We start from the raw sequence: 18,929 nt of genomic DNA on the forward strand, positions 1-18,929 counted from the left end.
ATTGTGCCAACGGCACTGGCGCCACGGATTGCGGTGATTCGGCAAAGATCGAACTTCTGTGCCGAGGGAGTCTGCAGAGCGGATCATGCAGCTCAGAAGCCTGGCGAACGCGATTTCACCCTGGTTCGCACCAGGGGTGCCGTGCGCGGCTGATCTGTGATACAAAGAATGGCTTTGTATTTTCGGAATGAATTTTCCGGGAAGACAGAATCATTGTATCACAGGGGGCAAGGTGTTGGCGAGCGAACAGGCACGGATCACCTCGCTGTATGAAAAGCTCGACCAGGAACGGAACAAAGCGACCGCAGACCTTGCGGCCGCACTGCGGGACACCGTCACCCAGAGGCTGGACCGCGAAGCCGCCGTCCACGTGCTGACCAGGCAGGTCGGGAAGTACCGGGCGGCGGAGGAGGGGCTGGTCTTCGGTCGCATCGACTCGGAGAAAGGCGAACGCACCTACATCGGACGCGTCGGCTTGTTCGACGACGACTTCGAACCGCTGCTGCTGGACTGGCGGGCACCGGCGGCGCGACCGTTCTACACCGCGACCGCCGCGAACCCGGAAGGCCTGGTGCTGCGCCGCCACTTCCGCGTCCGCGACCGCGAGCTGTGCGATTTCCACGACGACGAACTGCTGACCGACACGACAGCACTGCTCGAGGCCCTCAACGCGCCGCGGACCGCGACGATGCGCGACATCGTCGCGACCATCCAGGCCGAGCAGGACGAGATCATCCGCTACTCGGGCCCCGGCGTGCTGGTGATCGAAGGCGGACCCGGCACCGGCAAGACCGCCGTGGCCCTGCACCGGGTGGCATACCTGCTGTACACGCGTCGTGAACGTCTGTCGCGGCACGGTGTGCTGATCGTCGGCCCGAACACGGGCTTCCTCCACTACGTCGGCGACGTCCTCCCGTCGCTGGGGGAGACCGATGTCGTGTTCGCGACGCCCGGCGAGCTCTATCCGGGCGTCTGCACCGACGTGGAAGACACCCCGCCGTTGCAACGGCTGAAGGGCGATATATCAGTTCTGGACCTGCTGGCCGTCGCCGTCGCCGACCGGCAGGAACTTCCCGACGAGCCCATCGAGATCGAGCTGGAGGACGTCGTCGTCCCGCTCGACGCGCACATCGCCGCCGTCGCGCGGGAGAAAACGCGCTACTACGGGCTGCCGCACAACGCGGCCCGCAAGTACTTCTTCCTCGCACTCGCCGAGGAACTCGTCGCGCCGGCGATGCGGCTCATCGGCGTCGACTGGCCGGAGATCGAGGAGGACGTGCGCCACGAGCTGCGCCACAGCGCCGAGCTGCGCGACGCCGTCGACAGGTTGTGGCCTCAGCTCACGCCCGAGCAACTGCTCGCCGACCTGTACGCCGGCCGGTGCTTCCGGATCGGCGTGCCGGAGCTGTACCGGGAGGACGCCGACGCGTGGACGGTGTCCGACGTGCCCTTGCTCGACGAACTCGCCGAACTGCTCGGCTCCGACGGCGCCGCGGAACGCGAGGCCAAGCGCGAAGAGGAGGAACAGCTCGAATACGCCCGCGGCGTCATGGACGTCCTGTCGATCGACGAACGCGCGGACGACGACGAGTACATCGTCACCGACTTCGTCGACGCCGAGGTGCTGGCCGTCCGGCACGAGGTGCGCGATCACCGCTCTCTCGCCGAACGGGCAGCCGACGACCGCACGTGGACATACGGCCACGTCGTCGTCGACGAAGCACAGGAACTGTCTGCAATGGACTGGCGCGTGCTGCTGCGTCGCTGCCCCAACAGGTCCATGACCGTCGTCGGCGACCTGGCCCAGCGCCAGGCCGCAGGTGGCGTCCGGAGCTGGGGTTCGGTGTTCGACCGGTTCACCTACCGTCGCCTGGAGGTCAACTACCGCACGCCCGGCGAGATCATGGCCGTCGCCACCCCGGTCCTGAAGCTCGTAGACCCCGACGCCTCGGCGCCCGTGTCGGTGCGCAAGACCGGCATCCGGCCGTGGGCCCGGCGCGTCACTGATATATCGGCAGCGGTGCGCGACGAACTCGACGCACACGCCGTTGCACACAACGGCCGCACTATCGCCGTCATCGGCGAGGGCTGGATGTCGCCGCGTGCGTCGAAGGGGTTGGAGTTCGACGTCGTCCTCGTCGTCGAACCGCAACGCATGTCGCCCAGCGAGCTGTACGTGGCGTTGACGAGGGCGACGCAACGGCTCGGCGTCCTGCACACCGAGCCGTTGCCGCGTCACCTAAGAGGTCTCCTCTGAGACCCATGCGAGGTAGTCGTCGTTGCCCCCGACCACCGGGGAGACGATGACCTCGGGCACGTCATAGGTGTGGTGCGCCTTGATGTGCGCGACGAGTTCGTCGGCGCGGATGGCGGACGTCTTCACGACGCACTGCCATTCCGCGTCGACGCGCATCTCACCCTCCCACCGGTAGACGCTGCGAATCGGCACGATCTGCACGCACGCGCCAAGCCGTGCCTCGACGATGCCCTTCGCCAACGACTCCGCGGCTTCTTCGGAGTCAACGGTCGTCGTCACCACGCTCGCACCACTCATAGGGCGTCGATCTCCTTCAGCAACTGATCCTTGAGTTCGGCCGGGGCGAACGACGCCCGCACCGCCGCCCGCGCGAGGCCGGCGAGTTCGTCGCGACCGAACCCGAACTGCTCGTGGCACACGAGGTACTCGCGGTCGAGGTCGGTGTGGAACATGCCGGGGTCGTCGGTGCTGATCGTCACCGGCACCCCGGCCTCCACGAGCCGCGGCAGGTGGTGTTCGTCCAGCGACTTCACCGCGCCGGTGCGGATGTTCGACGTCGGGCACACCTCGACGACGACGCCCTCGTCAGCGAGATGCCGCAGCAGCTCCGGATCCTGCACCGCGCTGACACCGTGCCCGATCCGCTCGGCACGAAGATCGTGCAGCGCGGCCCAGATCTCGCTGGGCGGCGTCGTCTCGCCCGCGTGCGGCACCATGTGCAGCCCGGCGTCGCGCGCCATGGCGAACGCCTCCCGGAACTTCGCCCTCGGCGAATCCGACTCGAAGCCGCCCAGCCCGAACCCGACGAGCCCTTCCGGCCGGTACTCGGACGCGAACCGCGCGCTCGTCATCCCCCAGTCCCGGTCCCAGATGCCGGGCACGTCGAAGATCCACTGCAGTGCGACGCCGTGCGCGGCGAGCGCCTCTTTGCGTCCCGCTTCGAGTGCCTCGACGAGTTCGTCGGGATCGATGCCCGCCCGCAGGTGGCTCGTCGCGCTGATCGTCAGCTCCGCATATCGGATATTGGTCCGCGCGGCGTCACGGGCGTATCCGACGACGAGAGTGCGGACGTCCTCTCCGGTCGTGACGAGGTCGTTGACGACGCCGTACACGTTGATGAAGTGCCGGAAGTCCGTGAACTCGTAGAACTTCCGCAACGCCTCCTCGTCGGTGGGTACCGGCCCGTCGGGGTGGTTGCGGGCGAGCGCGAGGACGGTGTCGAGGGAAGCCGCGCCCACGAGGTGGACGTGCAACTCGGCCTTCGGCAGCGCGTGGACGAAGTCGGAAATGTGCACGGCCCATGCTCTCAGGTCAAGAGCCGATCGACGGGTGACATGGCTTGCAGTCAACGGGAAGGGTGCAGGGCGAATCCCTGTACCTGGCCTTGCATAGGGGGTGCCTCGTGAGGGGCGCACGAAGAGTCGCACTGCTGACAGCGGTGCTTGTCCTGCCTTTCCTGCCGACGACGGCCCAGGCCGCCGAAGGACCGGTGTTCAAGGATGGCGAGGCGCAGCCCGTCTTCGACCCGAAGGACGTGGTGAAGGAAAGCCTCTGGGTCCGGGCACCTGTCGACAGCGACCGCGACGGCAAGGACGACGAGGTCTACACCGAGGTCGTCCGGCCGCGCGCCACCGAACGCGGCCTCAAGGTCCCGGTCGTCTACATGGTCAGCCCGTACTTCTCGGGTGGCAACGACGTCGCGAACCACAACGTCGACGTTGAGCTGTACGTGCCGGACAAGCGCGATGGCCGTCTGCTGAAGGCCTCCGCTGACGAACGCGTCACCGCCGCCCTCGGACCGAACCCGATCACGTCGGGTCGCTACGAGGCCTACTTCATCGCACGCGGGTATGCCGTCGTCTACGCCGAATCGCTCGGCACCGGCAAGTCGACGGGCTGCCCGACGACGGGCGACGTCAACGAGACGATCGGTGCGCGTGTCGTCGTCGACTGGCTCAACGGCCGTGCGTCGGCGCGTACCGCCACAGGCGAGACCATCAAGGCGACGTGGTCGACGGGCAAGACCGGCATGATGGGCGTCTCCTACAACGGAACGTTGCCCAACGCCGTCGCCTCCACGGGTGTGCGCGGTCTGGAAGCCATCGTGCCGATCGCCGCGATCTCCAGCTGGTACGACTACTACCGCGCTGACGGCGCCGTCGTCGCACCCGGCACGTTCCAGGGCGAGGACGCCGACGTGCTGGCCGAGTACGTCTACACCCGCGCGGACAGGGAGATCTGCAAGCCGATCATCGCCGAGATCGCGAAGGCCCAGGACCGCATCACCGGTGACTACAGCGAGTTCTGGGACAAGCGGAACTACCTGAACGACGTCCACAAGGTCCGTGCGGCAGTGCTGGCGGTGCACGGGCTCAACGACTGGAACGTCAAGATGACGCACGTCGAGCAGTGGTACTCGGCGTTGAAGAAGGTCGGTGTCCCGCACAAGATCTGGCTGCACCAGTCGGGGCACACCGACGCCGACACGCTGCGCTCGGTCGAGTGGCGGCGCACGCTGAACCGCTGGTTCACGCAGTATCTCTGGGGTCACCGCAACGGCATCGACAAGGAGCCGAAGGCGACGCTGGAGCGCGAGGACAAGACGTGGGTCGACGAGAAGGACTGGCCGGCTCCCGGCACGTCCGACGTGCGGCTGCGGCTGTCTCCTGGCGGATCTGCCAAGGGAGGCCTTGGGGTTCTGCCTGGGCGCGGCGTGGAGAAGCTGACCGACGACGCGACGAAGACGGCGGAGTCGTTGATCGACCAGGCGACCTCGCCGAACAGGCTGTCCTACACGTCGGAGCCGACGCGGAAGCCGTTGCGGCTCTCGGGCAAGTCGACCGCGCACCTGCGCATCGCCTTCGACCGGCCCGCGGCCAACGTGACGACGCTGCTCGTCGACCGCGCTCCCGACGGCAAGTCGCACGTCATCACGCGCGGTTCGACCGATCCGCAGAACCGTCAGCGGCCGGACAAGACGTCGCCGATCAAGCCGGGCAAGTTCTACGACGTCAGCGTGCCGATCGTGCCTGACGACCACATCCTGCAGACCGGTCACCGGCTCGAGTTCGTGCTGATCTCCAGCGACTACGACTACACGCTGCGCCCGAAGCCGGGCGTCGGCCTGTCACTGGACCTCGCCCGGACGTCGGTCGAACTGCCGGTCGTCGGCGGCTGGCGCGCGCTGTTCCAGACGTTCTGCCCTGACGCCGCGCTTCGGTCCCCGAACCCTGGGGGGGGCCGAAGCGCGGCAACCTACCACCCAACCCCGACAAAACCCCGCTCCCGAGCACTCCAAGATCTCAACCTGTCCACACCCTCCGAGTTGTCCACAGCTTCGCGTCATCCCCGAACCCCGCCCCGCCCCACCCGCCACAGTGGGCCCCATGCCCACAACCCTCCCGAAACCGATCCGCGTCCGGGGCGCCGGCGACCTCTACGCCGCGATCCCGCACCTGATGGGGTTCCACCCGGCCGACTCGCTCGTAGTGCTGGTGCTGAAGGACTGCGTGGTCAGCATGACCATGCGCGTCGATCTACCGCGTCCACGACATAGAGGAATGCTTGCGGCCCAACTGGAAGCGCCGCTGCTCGAACACGGCGCCACAGACGTGATCCTCGCGGTCGTGTGCGGTCCGTCCGAGCACATGCCCGAGGAACTGCCGCACGAACCGCTGGTCTCCGCGCTCATGCACAAACTCGGTGGCGTGGGCATCGAGGTCGTCGAAGCCGTGTGGCTGCCGTCGTGCCAGAAGGACGCGCCCTGGCTCTGCTACCTCGACCTCGACTGCCACGGAACCCTGCCGGACCCTCAGCTGTCCGCGGTGGCCGCCGCGTCCGCGCACGAGGGCAACGTGACGTTCGAGTCGCGCGCTGCCCTCGCAGCGATCGCCGCACTGGACCCGCCCGAGGCGCTGGAACGCAGATCCGCGTTGCTCGACGAGCTCATTACGCACTCCGGCGAACCTGATCCGGGCACCGAACTGCGTCGTGTGCGCGATGCGATCGACGCCGTGGAAGAACGCAAGGGGCCGCTGCCCGACGCGGAGATCGTCGCGCTGGCGAGGGCTCTGATGATTCCCGAGGTCCGCGACGCGAGCCTGGCGTTCGCGACGCAGCCGAGGTCCAGACTGGCCGAGCGCTTGTGGCTCGAACTCACCAGATCATGCCCGGCACCGGAACGCGCCGAGCCCGCGTGCCTGCTCGCGTTCTACGCCTACCAGCGCGGCGACGGCGGGATCGCGTCCATCGCGCTCGAAGCGGCGGAGGACGCCTGTCCCGGCCACGCGTTGACCAAGCTCCTGCGTGCCGCGCTGAGCGCCGCGTTCCCGCCGACGGAGCTGCGGGCGTTGTCCACCGAATACCTGGACGACGCCCGCAGGCTCCTCAGCACCGCTCAGAGCAGTTCGGGCCTTTCCCAGTCCTGATCCAGGACGTGCTCGGCCAGGAACGCCCACACCGTCTCGTACCAGACCCGAGAGTTCCCGGGGGTGAGGATCCAGTGGTTTTCGGTTGGGTAGTAAAGATATTTCGCGGTCACCCCGTGCCGGACGAGGTCGAAGTACAGCCGGTGCCCCTCACCGATGGGAACCCGGTAGTCCTTGTCCCCGTGGATGACGAGCATCGGGGTCTTGATGTCGGCAACCCGCAGGTGCGGGGAGTTGGCGGCGATCCGCTCCGGGTGGGTGAGGGGGTCGCCCATCTCCCGCATCCAGAAGTAGGAGCTGTCGGTGCCACCGGAGAACGCGTCGAGGTGCCACAGCGAGGCGTGCGTGACGATCGCGCGGAACCGGTCGGTCTGGGTGGCGATCCAGTTGGCCATGTAGCCGCCGAAGGAACCGCCCATGGCCGCGGTCCGGGAAGCGTCGATGTCGGCTCGCTCGACCGCGACGTCCGTGATGGCCATGAGGTCGGTGAAGGGCTCGGCGCCCCAGCGGCCCCACCCGGCCTTGATGAAGTCCGGTCCGTACCCGGTGGACAGCGCGGGGTCGGGCAGCAGGATGGCGTAGCCGCGAGCGGCCATCAGCCAGGGGTTCCAGCGCCAGGTCCAGCCGTTCCAGCTCATGACCGGACCGCCGTGGATCCACAGCACCAGCGGAGCGGGGGAGTCAGCGGAGGCGCCTTCCGGCAGCACGAGCCACGAACGGACGGTCCTGCCGTCGGCGACGACCGTCGAGATCTCGGTGAGAGTGCCGGGCACGGACTCGAGTGCACCGGGTGCGCGCAGGCGTTCCGGGTCCTGGTCTGCCCCGGTGGCGGCGAACCGCACGGGCTGTGGCGGGTGGTCGATCGAATTGCGCAGTGCGTACAGCGTCTTGCCGTCCGGGCTCACGACCACGTCGCTGTAGTAACCGGAGACCGTCAGCTTCGTGATCTCACCGGTCGCGAGGTCCAGCCGCCACACCGGCTGGTGTCCGAGGTGGCTCGCGGTGAAGAAGACCGCAGACCCGTCCGGGCTCACCACGGGGTGGTCCGGTTCCTCCTGGAAGTCGGGCGCCAGTGGCGTGATCGAGTCGTCCGCCAGATCGATGCGCACCAGATCGCGGCGATACGGAGTGTCCGCAGTGGACTCCCGGAACCGGATCGCGATCACGGCGGTGCCGTCGGGGGTGAATGCGGCGTCGAAGAAGGAGAAACCGTCCTCGGAGGCGATGGCGCGCGACGTGCCACCGTCCGTCGCCACGAGTCGCAGTTCGGTCCTGCGGCCATAGGAGGCGCTGACGTCGACGCCGTGGCCGTGGACGGCCCACTTCCCGTCCGGGCTCAGCGCGATGTCTTCGTCGCTGAGCCTGCTCTCGGCGTCCTCGCTGAGGGTTGTGACCTTCTCGGTGGCGATGTCCCCGAGGGAGACCGAGAACAAGCGCGGGTAGGCGGGACCGAGGTCCGCGTCCCAGTACCGGATCGGGTACGACTCGTGCAGGATCGCCGTCACGCCGGCGTCCTCACGGGCTTTGCGCTTGGCGTCGTCCTGATCGCCGAATTCCGTGAAGCGGTACGCCGACGATGTGAAGAGCAGTGTCTCGCCCGCGGCACGGATGTGACCGACTCCGCCGCCCGGCCGCAGGACCTCGGCGGCCTCACCCCGGACCGGAAGCCGCCACAGCGCCTTCTGCTCCTTGGTCTCGCCCGGCTTCGCGAGTGGGTTCGGGCGCGCCGACAGGAACAGCAGCGACCCGTCCGGTGCGAAGACGGGGGAGGAGTCTCCCTTGGCGGAGCGGGTGAGCCGGACGGCGTCCCGCTCGCCGGTGGGGTCGACCTCCCAGAGAGCGCCCTGCCACGTCTTGCCGTCAGGGGCGAGCGTGGAGACGACGGTGACGAGTCGCGTGCCGTCCGGGGACAGCGCGAGCGACGTGAGCCTCGGTGTGGCGTTGTAGCTCTCGAAGGAGGCGAAGTCGGTCATGCCGGCTCAGGCCCCGTGCCGGGCGCGAGTGAACTCCCACGCGTCGCGGACGATGCCGGCGAGGTCGGCGCGCTCGGGCTTCCAGCCGAGTTCGGTGCGGGCTCGCTCGGCGGAGGCGACGAGGACGGCGGGGTCGCCGGCGCGCCTCGGGGCGACGACGGCGGGGATCGGGTGGCCCGTGACCTCGCGGCACGTGTCGATGACCTGCTTGACCGAGAAGCCGGTGCCGTTGCCGAGGTTGTAGATCCGGTGCTCGCCGGCGGTGGCGTGGTCGAGCGCGAGGAGGTGGGCGTCCGCGAGGTCCGTGACGTGGATGTAGTCGCGGACGCAGGTGCCGTCCTCGGTCGGCCAGTCCTCGCCGTAGATCGAGATGTGCTCCCGCTGCCCGAGAGCGACCTGCAGGACGAGCGGGATGAGGTGGGTCTCGGTCGCGTGCCGCTCGCCGATGCTGCCGTAGGCGCCGGCGACGTTGAAGTACCGCAGGCTCGTCGCCGCCAGGCCGTGCGCGGCGGCGTACGACGTGATGGCGTGGTCGATGGCCAGCTTGGTGGCGCCGTAGGTGTTGGTCGGAGCGGTCGGCGCGGTCTCGGGGATCGGCACCTCCCGCGGCTCGCCGTACGTCGCGGCAGTCGAGGAGAAGACGAGCTTCGGCGTGCCGTGATCCTTCATCGCATCGAGCAGGCGAATCGCGGTGAGGACGTTGCCCGTCCAATACTTGCCGGGGTCCTGCATGGACTCGCCGACGAGCGACTTCGCCGCGAAGTGCAGCACGCCGTCGAACCCTTCCGCGAGGACGTCGCCGATCACCTCGGCGATGTCACCCCGGATGAAGCGCGCTCCCGAGGGGACGGCGTCCTCGTGCCCGGTCGAGAGGTCGTCGAGGACGACGACTTCGTGTCCGGCTTCGAGCAGCCGCGCAGCGCACACGCTGCCGACGTATCCGGCCCCGCCCGTGACGAGCAGCTTCACCACAGTCCTCGCATTCCTGATCAGGATCGTTGTTCGCTACCGGTCCCTGCCCGCGCCCGCGGACGGAACCGCCGTGAAGAGCCTCGGCCGCGTGAGCGAGCGCGAGGAGAAACCGGCGAGCACGGACCGCTCGACCGCGTCGTGCCGTTCGACAGGCACGAGGGCGATGGCCGAGCCGCCGAAACCGCCGCCGATCATCCTGGCGCCGAGAGCGCCGGCCTCCATCGCGGAGTCGACGGCGACGTCGAGCTCCAGGCAGGAGACCCGGTAGTCGTCCCGCAGGCTCGCGTGGGAGGCGGAGACGAGGGGGCCGATGTCGGCGAGCTTGCCCGCGCGGAGCAGGTCGACGGTGCGCAGGACCCTGTCGTTCTCGGTCACGACGTGCCGCACCAGCGGACGCAGCTCTTCGGGCAGCCGGACGAGCGCGTCGTCGAGCTCGGCGATGTCGACGTCGCGCAGCGCCGGGACGCCGAGGATGCCCGCGGCGCGCTCGCAGCCGGCCCGGCGGGCGCCGTAGCCGCCGTCGACGTGGGAGTGGCTGGCGCGGGTGTCGACCACCAGCACCTCGAGGCCGCTGGCAGCCGCGTCGAACGGGATCTGTTCCGACTTGCCGGAGCGCACGTCGTAAAACAGGGCGTGCGCTTCGACGCAGCACAGCGATGCCGTCTGGTCCAGAATGCCTGTTGGCGCGCCCACGAAGGCGTTCTCGGAGCGCTGCACCCAGCGCGCGATGTCAGGCCGCTCGGCGTCGACGCCGGCGAGGCCGAGCAGAGCCAGCGCGACGGCGCACTCCAGGGCGTGCGACGAGGAGAGACCGGCCCCCGCGGGCACGTCGCCCGCGATGACGAGGTCCGCGCCACTGGTGACGCCGATCCCCTGCTCGCGCAGGGCCCAGGCGACGCCGCTGGGGTACGCGGCCCACCCCTTGACGGTGCCCGGGACTAGGTCGGCCACCACGGCCGGGGCCGCGTCCTGCACCCCGCCGTCGTCGCCGAGCGTGCTGACGGTCAGCACGCCGTCCGCACGGGGCGACGCCGCGACCGCGATGCGGTGGGGCAACGCGAACGGCAGCACGTAGCCGTCGTTGTAGTCGGTGTGCTCACCGATGAGGTTGACGCGGCCGGGCGCCGACCAGACCCCCTCGGGAGTGCGTCCGTGCAGGCGCTGGAACGCCTCGGCCGCCTTCGCCGCGGGGATCGCCGCCTGGGTCACCGGGCGAGCACCAGGACGGCGTGGGCGACCGCGGGGTCGAGTTCCGCCACGTTGCCGTTGCCGCCGCGCACCTGGACGACCTTGGCGCCGGCGAGCGCCTCGACGTCCACGGTGCCGCCCGGCACCACACCGGCGTCCTTCAGCTCGGCCATGAGGTCCGGGTCGAGCTGGACGTGCTCGGCGATGCGGCGCACCTCGACGCGGCCTCCGCCGCGGCGGGCCACCTCGTCGACGCGCACCAGGTCGGCCTCGGCGGGCGGGGCGGGCTCGCCGTCGCCCAGCTTGTCGAGGCCGGGGATCGGGTTGCCGTAGGGGGAGGTGGTGGGGTTGCCGAGCAGCTTGACGAGCTTGCGCTCCACCGCCTCGCTCATCACGTGCTCCCAGCGGCACGCCTCGCTGTGCACGTGCTCCCACTCGAGCCCGATGATGTCCACGAGGAGGCGCTCGGCGAGCCGGTGCTTGCGCATGACGGCGATCGCGAGGTTGCGGCCCTGCTCGGTGAGCTCGAGGTGGCGGTCCTCGGCCACGACGACCAAGCCGTCGCGCTCCATGCGGCCGACGGTCTGGCTCACCGTCGGTCCACTTTGGCCGAGACGCTCGGCGATGCGGGCGCGCAGTGGCACGACGCCCTCTTCTTCGAGCTCGTAGATCGTGCGGAGATACATCTCCGTGGTGTCGATGAGGTCGTTCACACCCGCTCCCCTTCGTATGGTGTCAATGGTAGTCGTGCCGGGGGACACAGGTGTCCGCGCGGGTGCAGGATGTGAGTCGTGCATCCCTTGATCACTCCTGAGGCCCTCGCCGACGCGCTGAGTGCGCGACCGGCCACCGTCGTGCTGGACGTCCGGTGGCGTCTCGGCGGACCACCCGGACGCCAAGACTACGAGGTCAGCCACGTGCCCGGCGCGGTGTACGTGGATCTCGACACCGAGCTGTCCGCGCCGCCGGGAGTCGGCGGCAGGCATCCGCTGCCGGATCCGGAGCGGTTGCAGGAGGTGCTGCGCCGCGCGGGCGTGCGCGAGGACAGCCAGGTGGTGGCGTACGACGCGGGTGACGGTTCGGTCGCCGCGCGAGTGTGGTGGCTGCTGCGGTGGGCGGGCCATGACGAGGTGGCGGTGCTGGACGGAGGGTTCGCCGCGTGGGAGGCCGCGGGCCTGCCGGTGACGGCGGAGGAGCCGGCACCCCTGACTGGTGACGTGGTGGTGCGGCCCGGCCAGATGCCCGTGCTGGACGCGGACGAGGCGGCGGCGCTCGCTCAGGAGGGCGTGCTGCTCGACGCGCGGGCCGCGGCGCGTTACCGCGGGGAGACGGAGCCCGTGGATCCCAAGGCCGGGCACATCCCAGGCGCGCTCAACGCGCCGACGACCGGACACGTCGGCCCGGACGGCCGGTGGCTCGGTGCGGCGGAGCTGGCGGAGCGGTTCGCGGGCCTCGGCGTGTCGAGCGACGTGGCTGTGGGCGCCTACTGCGGGTCGGGTGTGACCGCCTCGTCGGTCGTGCTGGCGCTGGAGGTCGCGGGGATCACGTCGGCCGAGAAGCCGGCGGCGCTCTACGCCGGGTCCTGGTCCAACTGGTGTGCGTTGGACCGGGAGGTCGCTACCGGCGGCTGACGCGCGTGGGGCCGGGTCGGGGTCAGGCGTTCGGGATGCGGTCGAAGCCCTGGGTGGCGAGCTTCAGGGCGGTGGCGCAGGTGTCCAGTTCCTCGATGGCGAGCACGCTCACGGAGAAGGCCGGGGTGATGGCTGTCGGGTCGTCGGTCAGCATGACGGTGACCTGGCAGTCCTCCTTCGAGGCGCTGACCTGCCACGCCGTGTTGCCACCGATCTCGATCTTCTTCTTCTCGCCCTCCTGGTCCGCCACCTCGGGGACGGTGACCATCTGGGTGATGACGGTCGAGGGGCCGGTGGTGCTGTGGATGCAGCCGCCGTCCGCCGACGACTTGCCGCCGGTCGCGGCTTCGATGTCCGCGGCCTTGAGCACGCCGCAGGTTTCGAGGCCGGTGACCTTCTTCTTGGTGGTGATCTTGACGTCGCCCTGCTGCTTCGGAGCGGTGGGGTCGGCCGGCTTGGACGCCGAGGTGCTGGTGGAAGGCTTCTTCGAGGTCGCGGGAGCGGTGGCAGGAGCCGCGTTGGGGTCGGCCGAGGCTGAGCCCTTGACCTGCTCGCTGCAGCCTGTGACGGCGGCGAGGGTCAGGCCCAGGGACAGGCACATCGCTGGGAGGGTGGCCGCTGGTCGCAGGTGCATGTCGCCTCTGACCCCTGTTCGGTTGGATCGGTTCCGAGTTCCGGCGTTCGTGTTCTGTGCCGGCGGGGTGCGACTGTAGGCGGCGCGAGGGCGGTCAGCACGTGCGGCGACCAACACGTGATCACCGCACGGGCCGATCGGTGGGTAGGTTGCTGGACATGGGTAAGCCAGCCGCTGTTGTCTGGGATCGGTCCTTTCTGGGATACGACCTCGGTGGCGATCATCCGCTGAATCCTGTCCGGCTCGATCTGACCGTCCGGCTCGCCACCGCGCTCGGGGTGCTCGAGGGCGTCGAGCTGCGGGTGCCCGAGCGGGCGACCGACGAAGAGATCGAGCTGGTGCATCTGCCGGGGTACTTGAGCGCGGTGCAGGCGGCGCCCACGGCCGGGTGGGACGTCGGGCACGGGCTGGGGACGCCGGACAACCCGGTTTTCGAGCGGATGCACGAGGCGTCGGCGTTGGTGGTCGGTGGGTCGCTGGCGGCGGCTCGGGCCATTGCGTCCGGTGAGACGGATCGGGCGGTCAACATCGCCGGCGGGTTGCACCACGCGATGCCGGACAGTGCGGCTGGGTTCTGCGTTTACAACGACTGTGCGGTGGCCATCGAGTGGTTGTTGCGCAACGGGGTGGAGCGCATCGCGTACGTGGATGTCGACGTGCATCACGGGGACGGGGTGCAGACGGCGTTCTGGGACGACTCGCGGGTGTTGACGATCTCGTTGCATCAGCATCCGATGAGCCTGTGGCCGGGGACCGGGTGGGCCGGTGAGGTCGGGGGCGCCGGGGCCGAGGGGAGCGCGGTCAACGTGCCGTTGCCTGCGGGGACGCGGGACGGCGCGTGGTTGCGCGCGTTTCACGCGACGGTGCCGGCGTTGCTCCGGGCGTTCAGGCCGCAGGTGCTCGTCACGCAGTGCGGTGTGGACACGCACCGGGAGGATCCGCTCGCGGACCTGGCGTTGAGCGTGGACGGGCATCGGGCGATCTACCAGGCGTTCCGCGACCTGGTGAACGAGCACGGCTTCAAGTGGCTGGCGCTCGGGGGCGGCGGGTACGAGCTGCTCAGGGTCGTGCCGCGGTCGTGGACGCACCTGCTCGCGACGGTGCTGGACCGCGATGTCGACTCGAACCGGCCGTTGCCGGCGGAGTGGGTGGCGCATGCGACACGCGTCGCACCTGACTGGCCTTTGCCTGCGTCGATGACCGATGAGTGCGACCCTGTGCACCAGCCGTGGGGCGGGGACGCGGAGGAGCCGGTGGACAAGGCGATCCGCGACACGCGTCGTGCGGTGTTCCCCCTGCACGGACTTGATCCCGACGACCCCAGGGACTGAAGGCCAGTGGGCGCTGCCAGAGATCCGTTCGACTTCCCGCGGCACTGGGAGGCGGACGTCGTCCTCAGCGACGGCGGCACCGTCCACCTGCGACCGATCACGCCCGACGACGGCGAGAAGCTCAGGGAGTTCCACGGGAGACTCTCCGAACGAACGCGGTATTTCCGCTACTTCGGTCCGTACCCACGGATCCCGCAGAGGGACCTCGAACGGTTCAGCACGGTCGACCACCACGACCGGGTGGCGCTCATCGCGCTGCTCGGCGACGACATCGTCGCGGTCGGCCGGTTCGACCGGTTGCACGGCGGTGAGTCGGCCGAGGTCGCGTTCGTCGTCGAGGACGGGCACCAGGGACGCGGGCTGGGCAGCATCCTGCTCGAACACCTCGCCGCGGCCGCCAGGGAGGTCGGGCTCACGCGGTTCGAGGCCGAGGTGCTGGCCGAGAACGGGCAGATGGTCCGGGTGTTCCGCGACGCCGGCTACCAGGTCAGCAGGGCGTTCGAGGAGGGGGTCCTGCACCTGGAGTTCGCGATCGACCCCACCGACGAGTCCGTCGCCGTAGCCAGGGCCCGCGAGCAGGCCGCCGAGGCCCGCAGCGTGCACAACCTGCTGCATCCGAGGTCGGTCGCGGTCATCGGCGCCTCCACGGACCCGACCAAGATCGGGCACGCGGTCCTCAAGAACCTCCTCGAAGCCGACTTCAACGGGCCCGTCTACCCGGTCAACGCCGAGCACCGCGCCGTCCGGGGCGTCCGGGCGTACCCGACCGTGCTGGACATCCCCGACGACGTCGACCTCGCCGTCGTCGCCGTGCCCGCGGCCAGCGTCGACGAGGTCATGGACGCATGTCTCGCCAAGGGCGTGAAGGCGCTCGTCGTCGTCAGCTCCGGCTACGGCGAGACGGGGCCCGACGGTCTGTCTGCCGAACGCAGGCTCGCGGCCGAGGCGAGAGCGCACGGCATGCGTGTCGTCGGCCCGAACGCCCTGGGCGTGCTCAACCTCGACCCCAAGGTCAGGCTCAACGCGAGCCTCGCCCCGAAGCTTCCGGCACGCGGCCGTGCGGGCTTCTTCTGCCAGTCAGGCGCCCTCGGCACGGCCATCCTCGCCAACGCCGCGGGCTGGGGCCTCGGCCTGTCCACGTTCGTCTCGGCGGGCAACCGCGCCGACGTCTCCGGCAACGACCTGCTGCAGTACTGGGAGACCGACCCGGCCACCGACGTCGTGCTGCTCTACCTGGAGTCGTTCGGCAACCCGCGCAAGTTCGCGAGGCTCGCGCGACGGCTCGGCCGCACCAAGCCCATCGTCGCGGTGAAGTCGGGACGGCACGCCGTCGTCCCCGGCCTCGCCGCCACCGGCACGAAGGTCGACGAGGCGAGCGTTCAGGCGTTGTTCGAGCAGGCCGGCGTGATCAGGGTCGACTCGCTGGCCCAGATGTTCGACACCGCGCTCCTGCTGGCCCACCAGCCGCTGCCCAAGGGCAAGCGCGTCGCCGTCGTCGGCAACTCCACCGCCATCGGCCTGCTCGCCGCCGACACGCTGCTCGCCCAGGACCTCGAGCTCGCGGGCGACCCCGTCGACGTCGGCGCCCAGGCCACGCCGGAGGAATTCGCCAAGGCCGTCCAGGAAGCGCTCAACCGTCCCGACACCGACGCCCTCGTCGTCGTCTTCGTCCCACCGATCGCCGTCCCCGGCACGGCCTATGCCCGCGCCCTCAAGGAGGCCGTGCACAGCGCGAAGCCCATCGTCTCCACGTTCCTCGCGGTCGAAGGAATTCCGGAGGAGCTGAGGGTTCCCGGCAAAGGCTCCGTCCCCAGCTACGCGAGCCCGGAACGCGCCGTCCTCGCGCTGGCCCGCGTGATCCGCTACGCCCGCTGGCGCGCCGCACCCCAGGGCCACTTCACCCGCCCCGAAGGCATCGACGCCGGACGAGCGAGGTCCATTGTGGACAACACTGAGACGGAAAGCCTGCTGGACGACGACAAAGCTGTGGAACTCCTGAACTGTTACGGCATCGACGTCGTCCCGTTCCGCATCGCCCACAGCGCCGAGGAAGCAGCGGAAGCCGCCGACGAACTCGGCTACCCGGTCGCGATGAAGGCCACCAGTGAACGGCTCCGCCACCGCACCGATCTCGTCGGTGTGCGGCTCGACATCGCGCAACAGGAATCGGTCAAGGCGGCCTACCACGACCTCGCCGCGCTGAGCGGCAAACCGGACGTGTACGTGCAACGCATGGCGCCCAAGGGAGTGAGCTGCGTTCTCGGCCTGCAGGACGACCCGAGCTTCGGCACGTTGGTCTGGTTCGGACTGTCGGGCCTCGTCAGCGATCTCCTCGGCGACCGCGCCTACCGGGCGGTACCCCTCACCGACACCGACGCCGCGGAACTCGTTGCCGCGCCGAAAGCCGCGCCGCTGCTCACCGGTTACCGCGGCGACGAACCCGCGGACCTGAAAGCACTTCAGGACCTGGTACTCCGTTTGGCCGCATTGGCGGAGGACCTACCGGAGGTGCGCTCGCTCAAACTCGAACCCGTTCTTGCTTCTGCCGCAGGGGCTTTCGTCAGCAGCGCGCGCATTGTCATCGGCCCACCTCCGTCGCTGCACGACGTCGGTCCACGCCGCTTGCGCTGACCTGGGCACCGCAACGATTCCGATGTCTCATTCGCTCCGAGGTATGGACATGCGCCGGATCGCCGCCTAGGTTTCCGGAATCGCCGAGCAACGCTGCCAAGGTGCATCGGCGCATGCCCGTGGAATAACGCTGTAAGAGGGACGAATGACGCCGAGAGCGCTCCTCCGACTGGTAGCGACAACATGTGCGGCCGTGCTTCTCCTCGCCTCGTGCGCGGGTGGCGACGAGTCCACCATGGTGGGAAAGGTCAGCGCGAACGACCGCATGACCATCGCCGTGTCGTACGACCAGCCGGGTCTCGCGGTGCGCAGGCTCGACGGCACCTACCGCGGTTTCGACGTCGACGTCGCCAAGTTCATCGCGAACGAGCTGGGCGTCAAGGAGCAGAACATCGTCTGGAAGGAAGCGCAGCCCGGCAACCGGGAGACGCTGCTGACCAGCGGTGAGGCCGACATGGTCGTCTCCACCTACTCGATCACGGACAAGCGCAAGGAGCTCGTCGACTTCGTCGGCCCGTACTTCGTCGCCGGTCAGGACCTGCTGGTGCGCATGAACGAGAGCCGCATCGAGGGCCCGAAGTCCCTCAACGCCAGCCTCCGTCTGTGCTCCACCGCCGGTTCCACGTCCGCCGCGTACGTGCGCGACCAGTTCGCGAACGATGTGAAGATGGTCGAGTACGCGAAGTTCAGCGACTGCGTCACGGCCCTGCTCGCGGAGAACGTCGACGCCGTCACCACCGACGACGTCCTGCTCGCCGGTTACGCCGCCCAGAATCCGGAACTCCTGCGGGTCGTCGGCGACCCGTTCAGCAAGGAGGAGTACGGCGTCGGCCTGCGCCGCAACGATCCCACCAGCAAGGCGAAGGTCCAGGCGGCGCTGCAGAAGATGATCGACTCGGGCGCCTGGCGCAAGTCGCTGGAGGTCAACATCGGATCTTCCGGCTACAAGATCCCCGACCCGCCGAAGCTGGCGCCCTGATCACACAGAAGGTGACGTATGCTCACGCCACGTGAACCGCGTCCCGCCGCACCGTGCTGATCGCCCCGTTCGCGCGGGCATTCCCGAACACGGCCGAGTCCCGCGTTACTACGCGGTCAAGGCCGAACTCTTCGACCTCGTCGAGACCCTCGGAGAAGGCACCGTCCTGCCGTCCGAACGCGAGCTCGCCGAACGGTTCTCCGTGTCGCGCGTCACGCTCCGCCAGGCCGTCAGCGAACTGGTGCTCGAAGGCAAGCTCATCCGCCGCCAGGGCAGCGGCACGTTCGTCGCGCCACCCAAGCTCGTCCAGCCCCTGTCGCTGGTCAGCTACACCGAGGGCATGCGCCGTCAGGGCGTCGAGCCGACCCGCACGGTGATCACGATCGAGGAGATCACCGCCGACGACGGTCTCTCCCGCGACCTGATGCTCGAGCCGGGCGACCCGGTCGTGCACCTCGAACGGGTCCTGCTCGCCGACGACGAACGCATCGGCCTCGAATCGACGTATCTGAGCAGCCGCCGCTTCCCGGATCTGATGGACAAGCTAGACCCCGCCGGATCGCTCTACGCGTGTCTCACCGAACGGCTCGGCGTGCGCTTCGCCGAGGCGGAGGAGCGCGTCGAGACGGTGCTCGCCACGCCCCGCGAAGCACTGCTGATCGGCACGAACCCGGCACTGCCGATGTTGCTGCTGCACCGCGTCTCCTACGACGTCGACGGCCACCCGATCGAACGCGCCCGATCGCTGTACCGGGGCGATCGGTTCAGCTTCGTCGCACGGCTGCACGCAGACCGCTAGCGCGCCGTCCGTCCAAAGTGGAGCAACCGGCGAAGGCTCATCTTTCGGGCCCCAACGGACACATCGTGCACTTTGAGTGACTTCCCGTGCGCGTCCGGGAGGCTGAC

Annotated in this window: 14 protein-coding genes and 1 pseudogene; 8 read left to right on the forward strand and 7 right to left on the reverse strand. The window is 69.2% G+C overall.

Features of this window, described 5'->3' with window-relative positions:
- Positions 1-232 precede the first annotated feature (232 nt).
- Positions 233-2,257, forward strand: coding sequence for a helicase domain-containing protein (locus IEZ09_RS25310; RefSeq protein ID WP_308202424.1), 2,025 nt, complete (start codon positions 233-235; stop codon positions 2,255-2,257).
- Here IEZ09_RS25310 and cutA read toward each other — a convergent pair.
- Together cutA and add are read right to left on the reverse strand one after the other, a co-directional pair.
- Entirely contained in the window at positions 2,240-2,554 is a 315-nt protein-coding gene (gene cutA / locus IEZ09_RS25315) for a divalent-cation tolerance protein CutA (RefSeq protein WP_189256248.1), read from the reverse strand. The two genes, IEZ09_RS25310 and cutA, sit on opposite strands and share 18 nt — an antisense overlap.
- Positions 2,551-3,552, reverse strand: coding sequence for an adenosine deaminase (gene add, locus IEZ09_RS25320; RefSeq protein WP_229812942.1), 1,002 nt, complete (start codon positions 3,550-3,552; stop codon positions 2,551-2,553). Before add ends, cutA begins: the two co-directional genes overlap by 4 nt.
- 107 nt (positions 3,553-3,659) lie before the next feature.
- On the opposite strand from add, the pseudogene IEZ09_RS25325 reads away from it, so the two are divergent.
- Positions 3,660-5,456 (forward strand): annotated as a pseudogene (locus IEZ09_RS25325) (Xaa-Pro dipeptidyl-peptidase); the annotation flags it as partial.
- A 259-nt stretch (positions 5,457-5,715) separates the two neighbouring features.
- Positions 5,716-6,684 carry a DUF4192 domain-containing protein gene (locus IEZ09_RS25330; protein ID WP_189256249.1) on the forward strand — a complete coding sequence of 323 codons (969 nt, stop codon included), beginning with the start codon at positions 5,716-5,718 and terminating at the stop codon, positions 6,682-6,684.
- On the opposite strand, the gene IEZ09_RS25335 is transcribed toward IEZ09_RS25330, so the two are convergent.
- Genes IEZ09_RS25335 through IEZ09_RS25350 form a run of 4 tightly spaced genes read right to left on the reverse strand, consistent with a single transcriptional unit; the run spans position 6,654 to position 11,530 of the window.
- The gene (locus IEZ09_RS25335) at positions 6,654-8,657 is read right to left on the reverse strand and encodes a S9 family peptidase (protein WP_189256250.1); all 2,004 of its coding nucleotides are present in this window, start codon (positions 8,655-8,657) and stop codon (positions 6,654-6,656) included. The two genes, IEZ09_RS25330 and IEZ09_RS25335, sit on opposite strands and share 31 nt — an antisense overlap.
- Before the next feature lie 6 nt (positions 8,658-8,663).
- The gene (gene galE / locus IEZ09_RS25340) at positions 8,664-9,626 is read right to left on the reverse strand and encodes a UDP-glucose 4-epimerase GalE (RefSeq protein ID WP_189256251.1); all 963 of its coding nucleotides are present in this window, start codon (positions 9,624-9,626) and stop codon (positions 8,664-8,666) included.
- A gap of 36 nt (positions 9,627-9,662) precedes the next feature.
- Positions 9,663-10,838 carry a galactokinase gene (gene galK, locus IEZ09_RS25345; protein ID WP_229812943.1) on the reverse strand — a complete coding sequence of 392 codons (1,176 nt, stop codon included), beginning with the start codon at positions 10,836-10,838 and terminating at the stop codon, positions 9,663-9,665.
- The gene (locus tag IEZ09_RS25350; protein WP_189256252.1) at positions 10,835-11,530 is read right to left on the reverse strand and encodes an iron-dependent transcriptional repressor DtxR; all 696 of its coding nucleotides are present in this window, start codon (positions 11,528-11,530) and stop codon (positions 10,835-10,837) included. The genes galK and IEZ09_RS25350 overlap by 4 nt, the downstream gene beginning before the upstream one ends.
- Before the next feature lie 78 nt (positions 11,531-11,608).
- Between IEZ09_RS25350 and IEZ09_RS25355 the strand changes: the two genes are divergently transcribed.
- The gene (locus IEZ09_RS25355; RefSeq protein WP_189256253.1) at positions 11,609-12,448 is read left to right on the forward strand and encodes a sulfurtransferase; all 840 of its coding nucleotides are present in this window, start codon (positions 11,609-11,611) and stop codon (positions 12,446-12,448) included.
- 22 nt (positions 12,449-12,470) lie between these two features.
- On the opposite strand, the gene IEZ09_RS25360 is transcribed toward IEZ09_RS25355, so the two are convergent.
- Positions 12,471-13,049, reverse strand: coding sequence for a DUF3558 domain-containing protein (locus tag IEZ09_RS25360; protein ID WP_189256254.1), 579 nt, complete (start codon positions 13,047-13,049; stop codon positions 12,471-12,473).
- 191 nt (positions 13,050-13,240) lie between these two features.
- Here IEZ09_RS25360 and IEZ09_RS25365 point away from each other — a divergent pair, with 191 nt between their 5' ends.
- The 4 genes from IEZ09_RS25365 to IEZ09_RS25380 all read left to right on the forward strand — a co-directional run bounded on the left by IEZ09_RS25365 (position 13,241) and on the right by IEZ09_RS25380 (position 18,822).
- On the forward strand, positions 13,241-14,413 hold the full coding sequence (locus IEZ09_RS25365) for an acetoin utilization protein AcuC (RefSeq protein ID WP_189256255.1): 1,173 nt from the start codon (positions 13,241-13,243) through the stop codon (positions 14,411-14,413).
- 6 nt (positions 14,414-14,419) lie between these two features.
- Positions 14,420-17,044: a bifunctional acetate--CoA ligase family protein/GNAT family N-acetyltransferase gene (locus IEZ09_RS25370; protein ID WP_189256256.1), complete on the forward strand. Its 2,625-nt coding sequence runs from the start codon at positions 14,420-14,422 to the stop codon at positions 17,042-17,044.
- Positions 17,045-17,189: 145 nt separating this feature from the next.
- Complete coding sequence (locus IEZ09_RS25375) at positions 17,190-18,023, forward strand: glutamate ABC transporter substrate-binding protein (protein WP_189256257.1); 834 nt, start codon at positions 17,190-17,192, stop codon at positions 18,021-18,023.
- Positions 18,024-18,054: 31 nt separating this feature from the next.
- Positions 18,055-18,822 carry a GntR family transcriptional regulator gene (locus tag IEZ09_RS25380; RefSeq protein ID WP_189256258.1) on the forward strand — a complete coding sequence of 256 codons (768 nt, stop codon included), beginning with the start codon at positions 18,055-18,057 and terminating at the stop codon, positions 18,820-18,822.
- The last annotated feature ends 107 nt before the right edge of the window (positions 18,823-18,929 follow it).

Origin of the sequence: Lentzea flava, from assembly GCF_014648475.1 — a bacterium.
GTDB classification, from domain to species: Bacteria; Actinomycetota; Actinomycetes; order Mycobacteriales; family Pseudonocardiaceae; genus Lentzea; species Lentzea flava.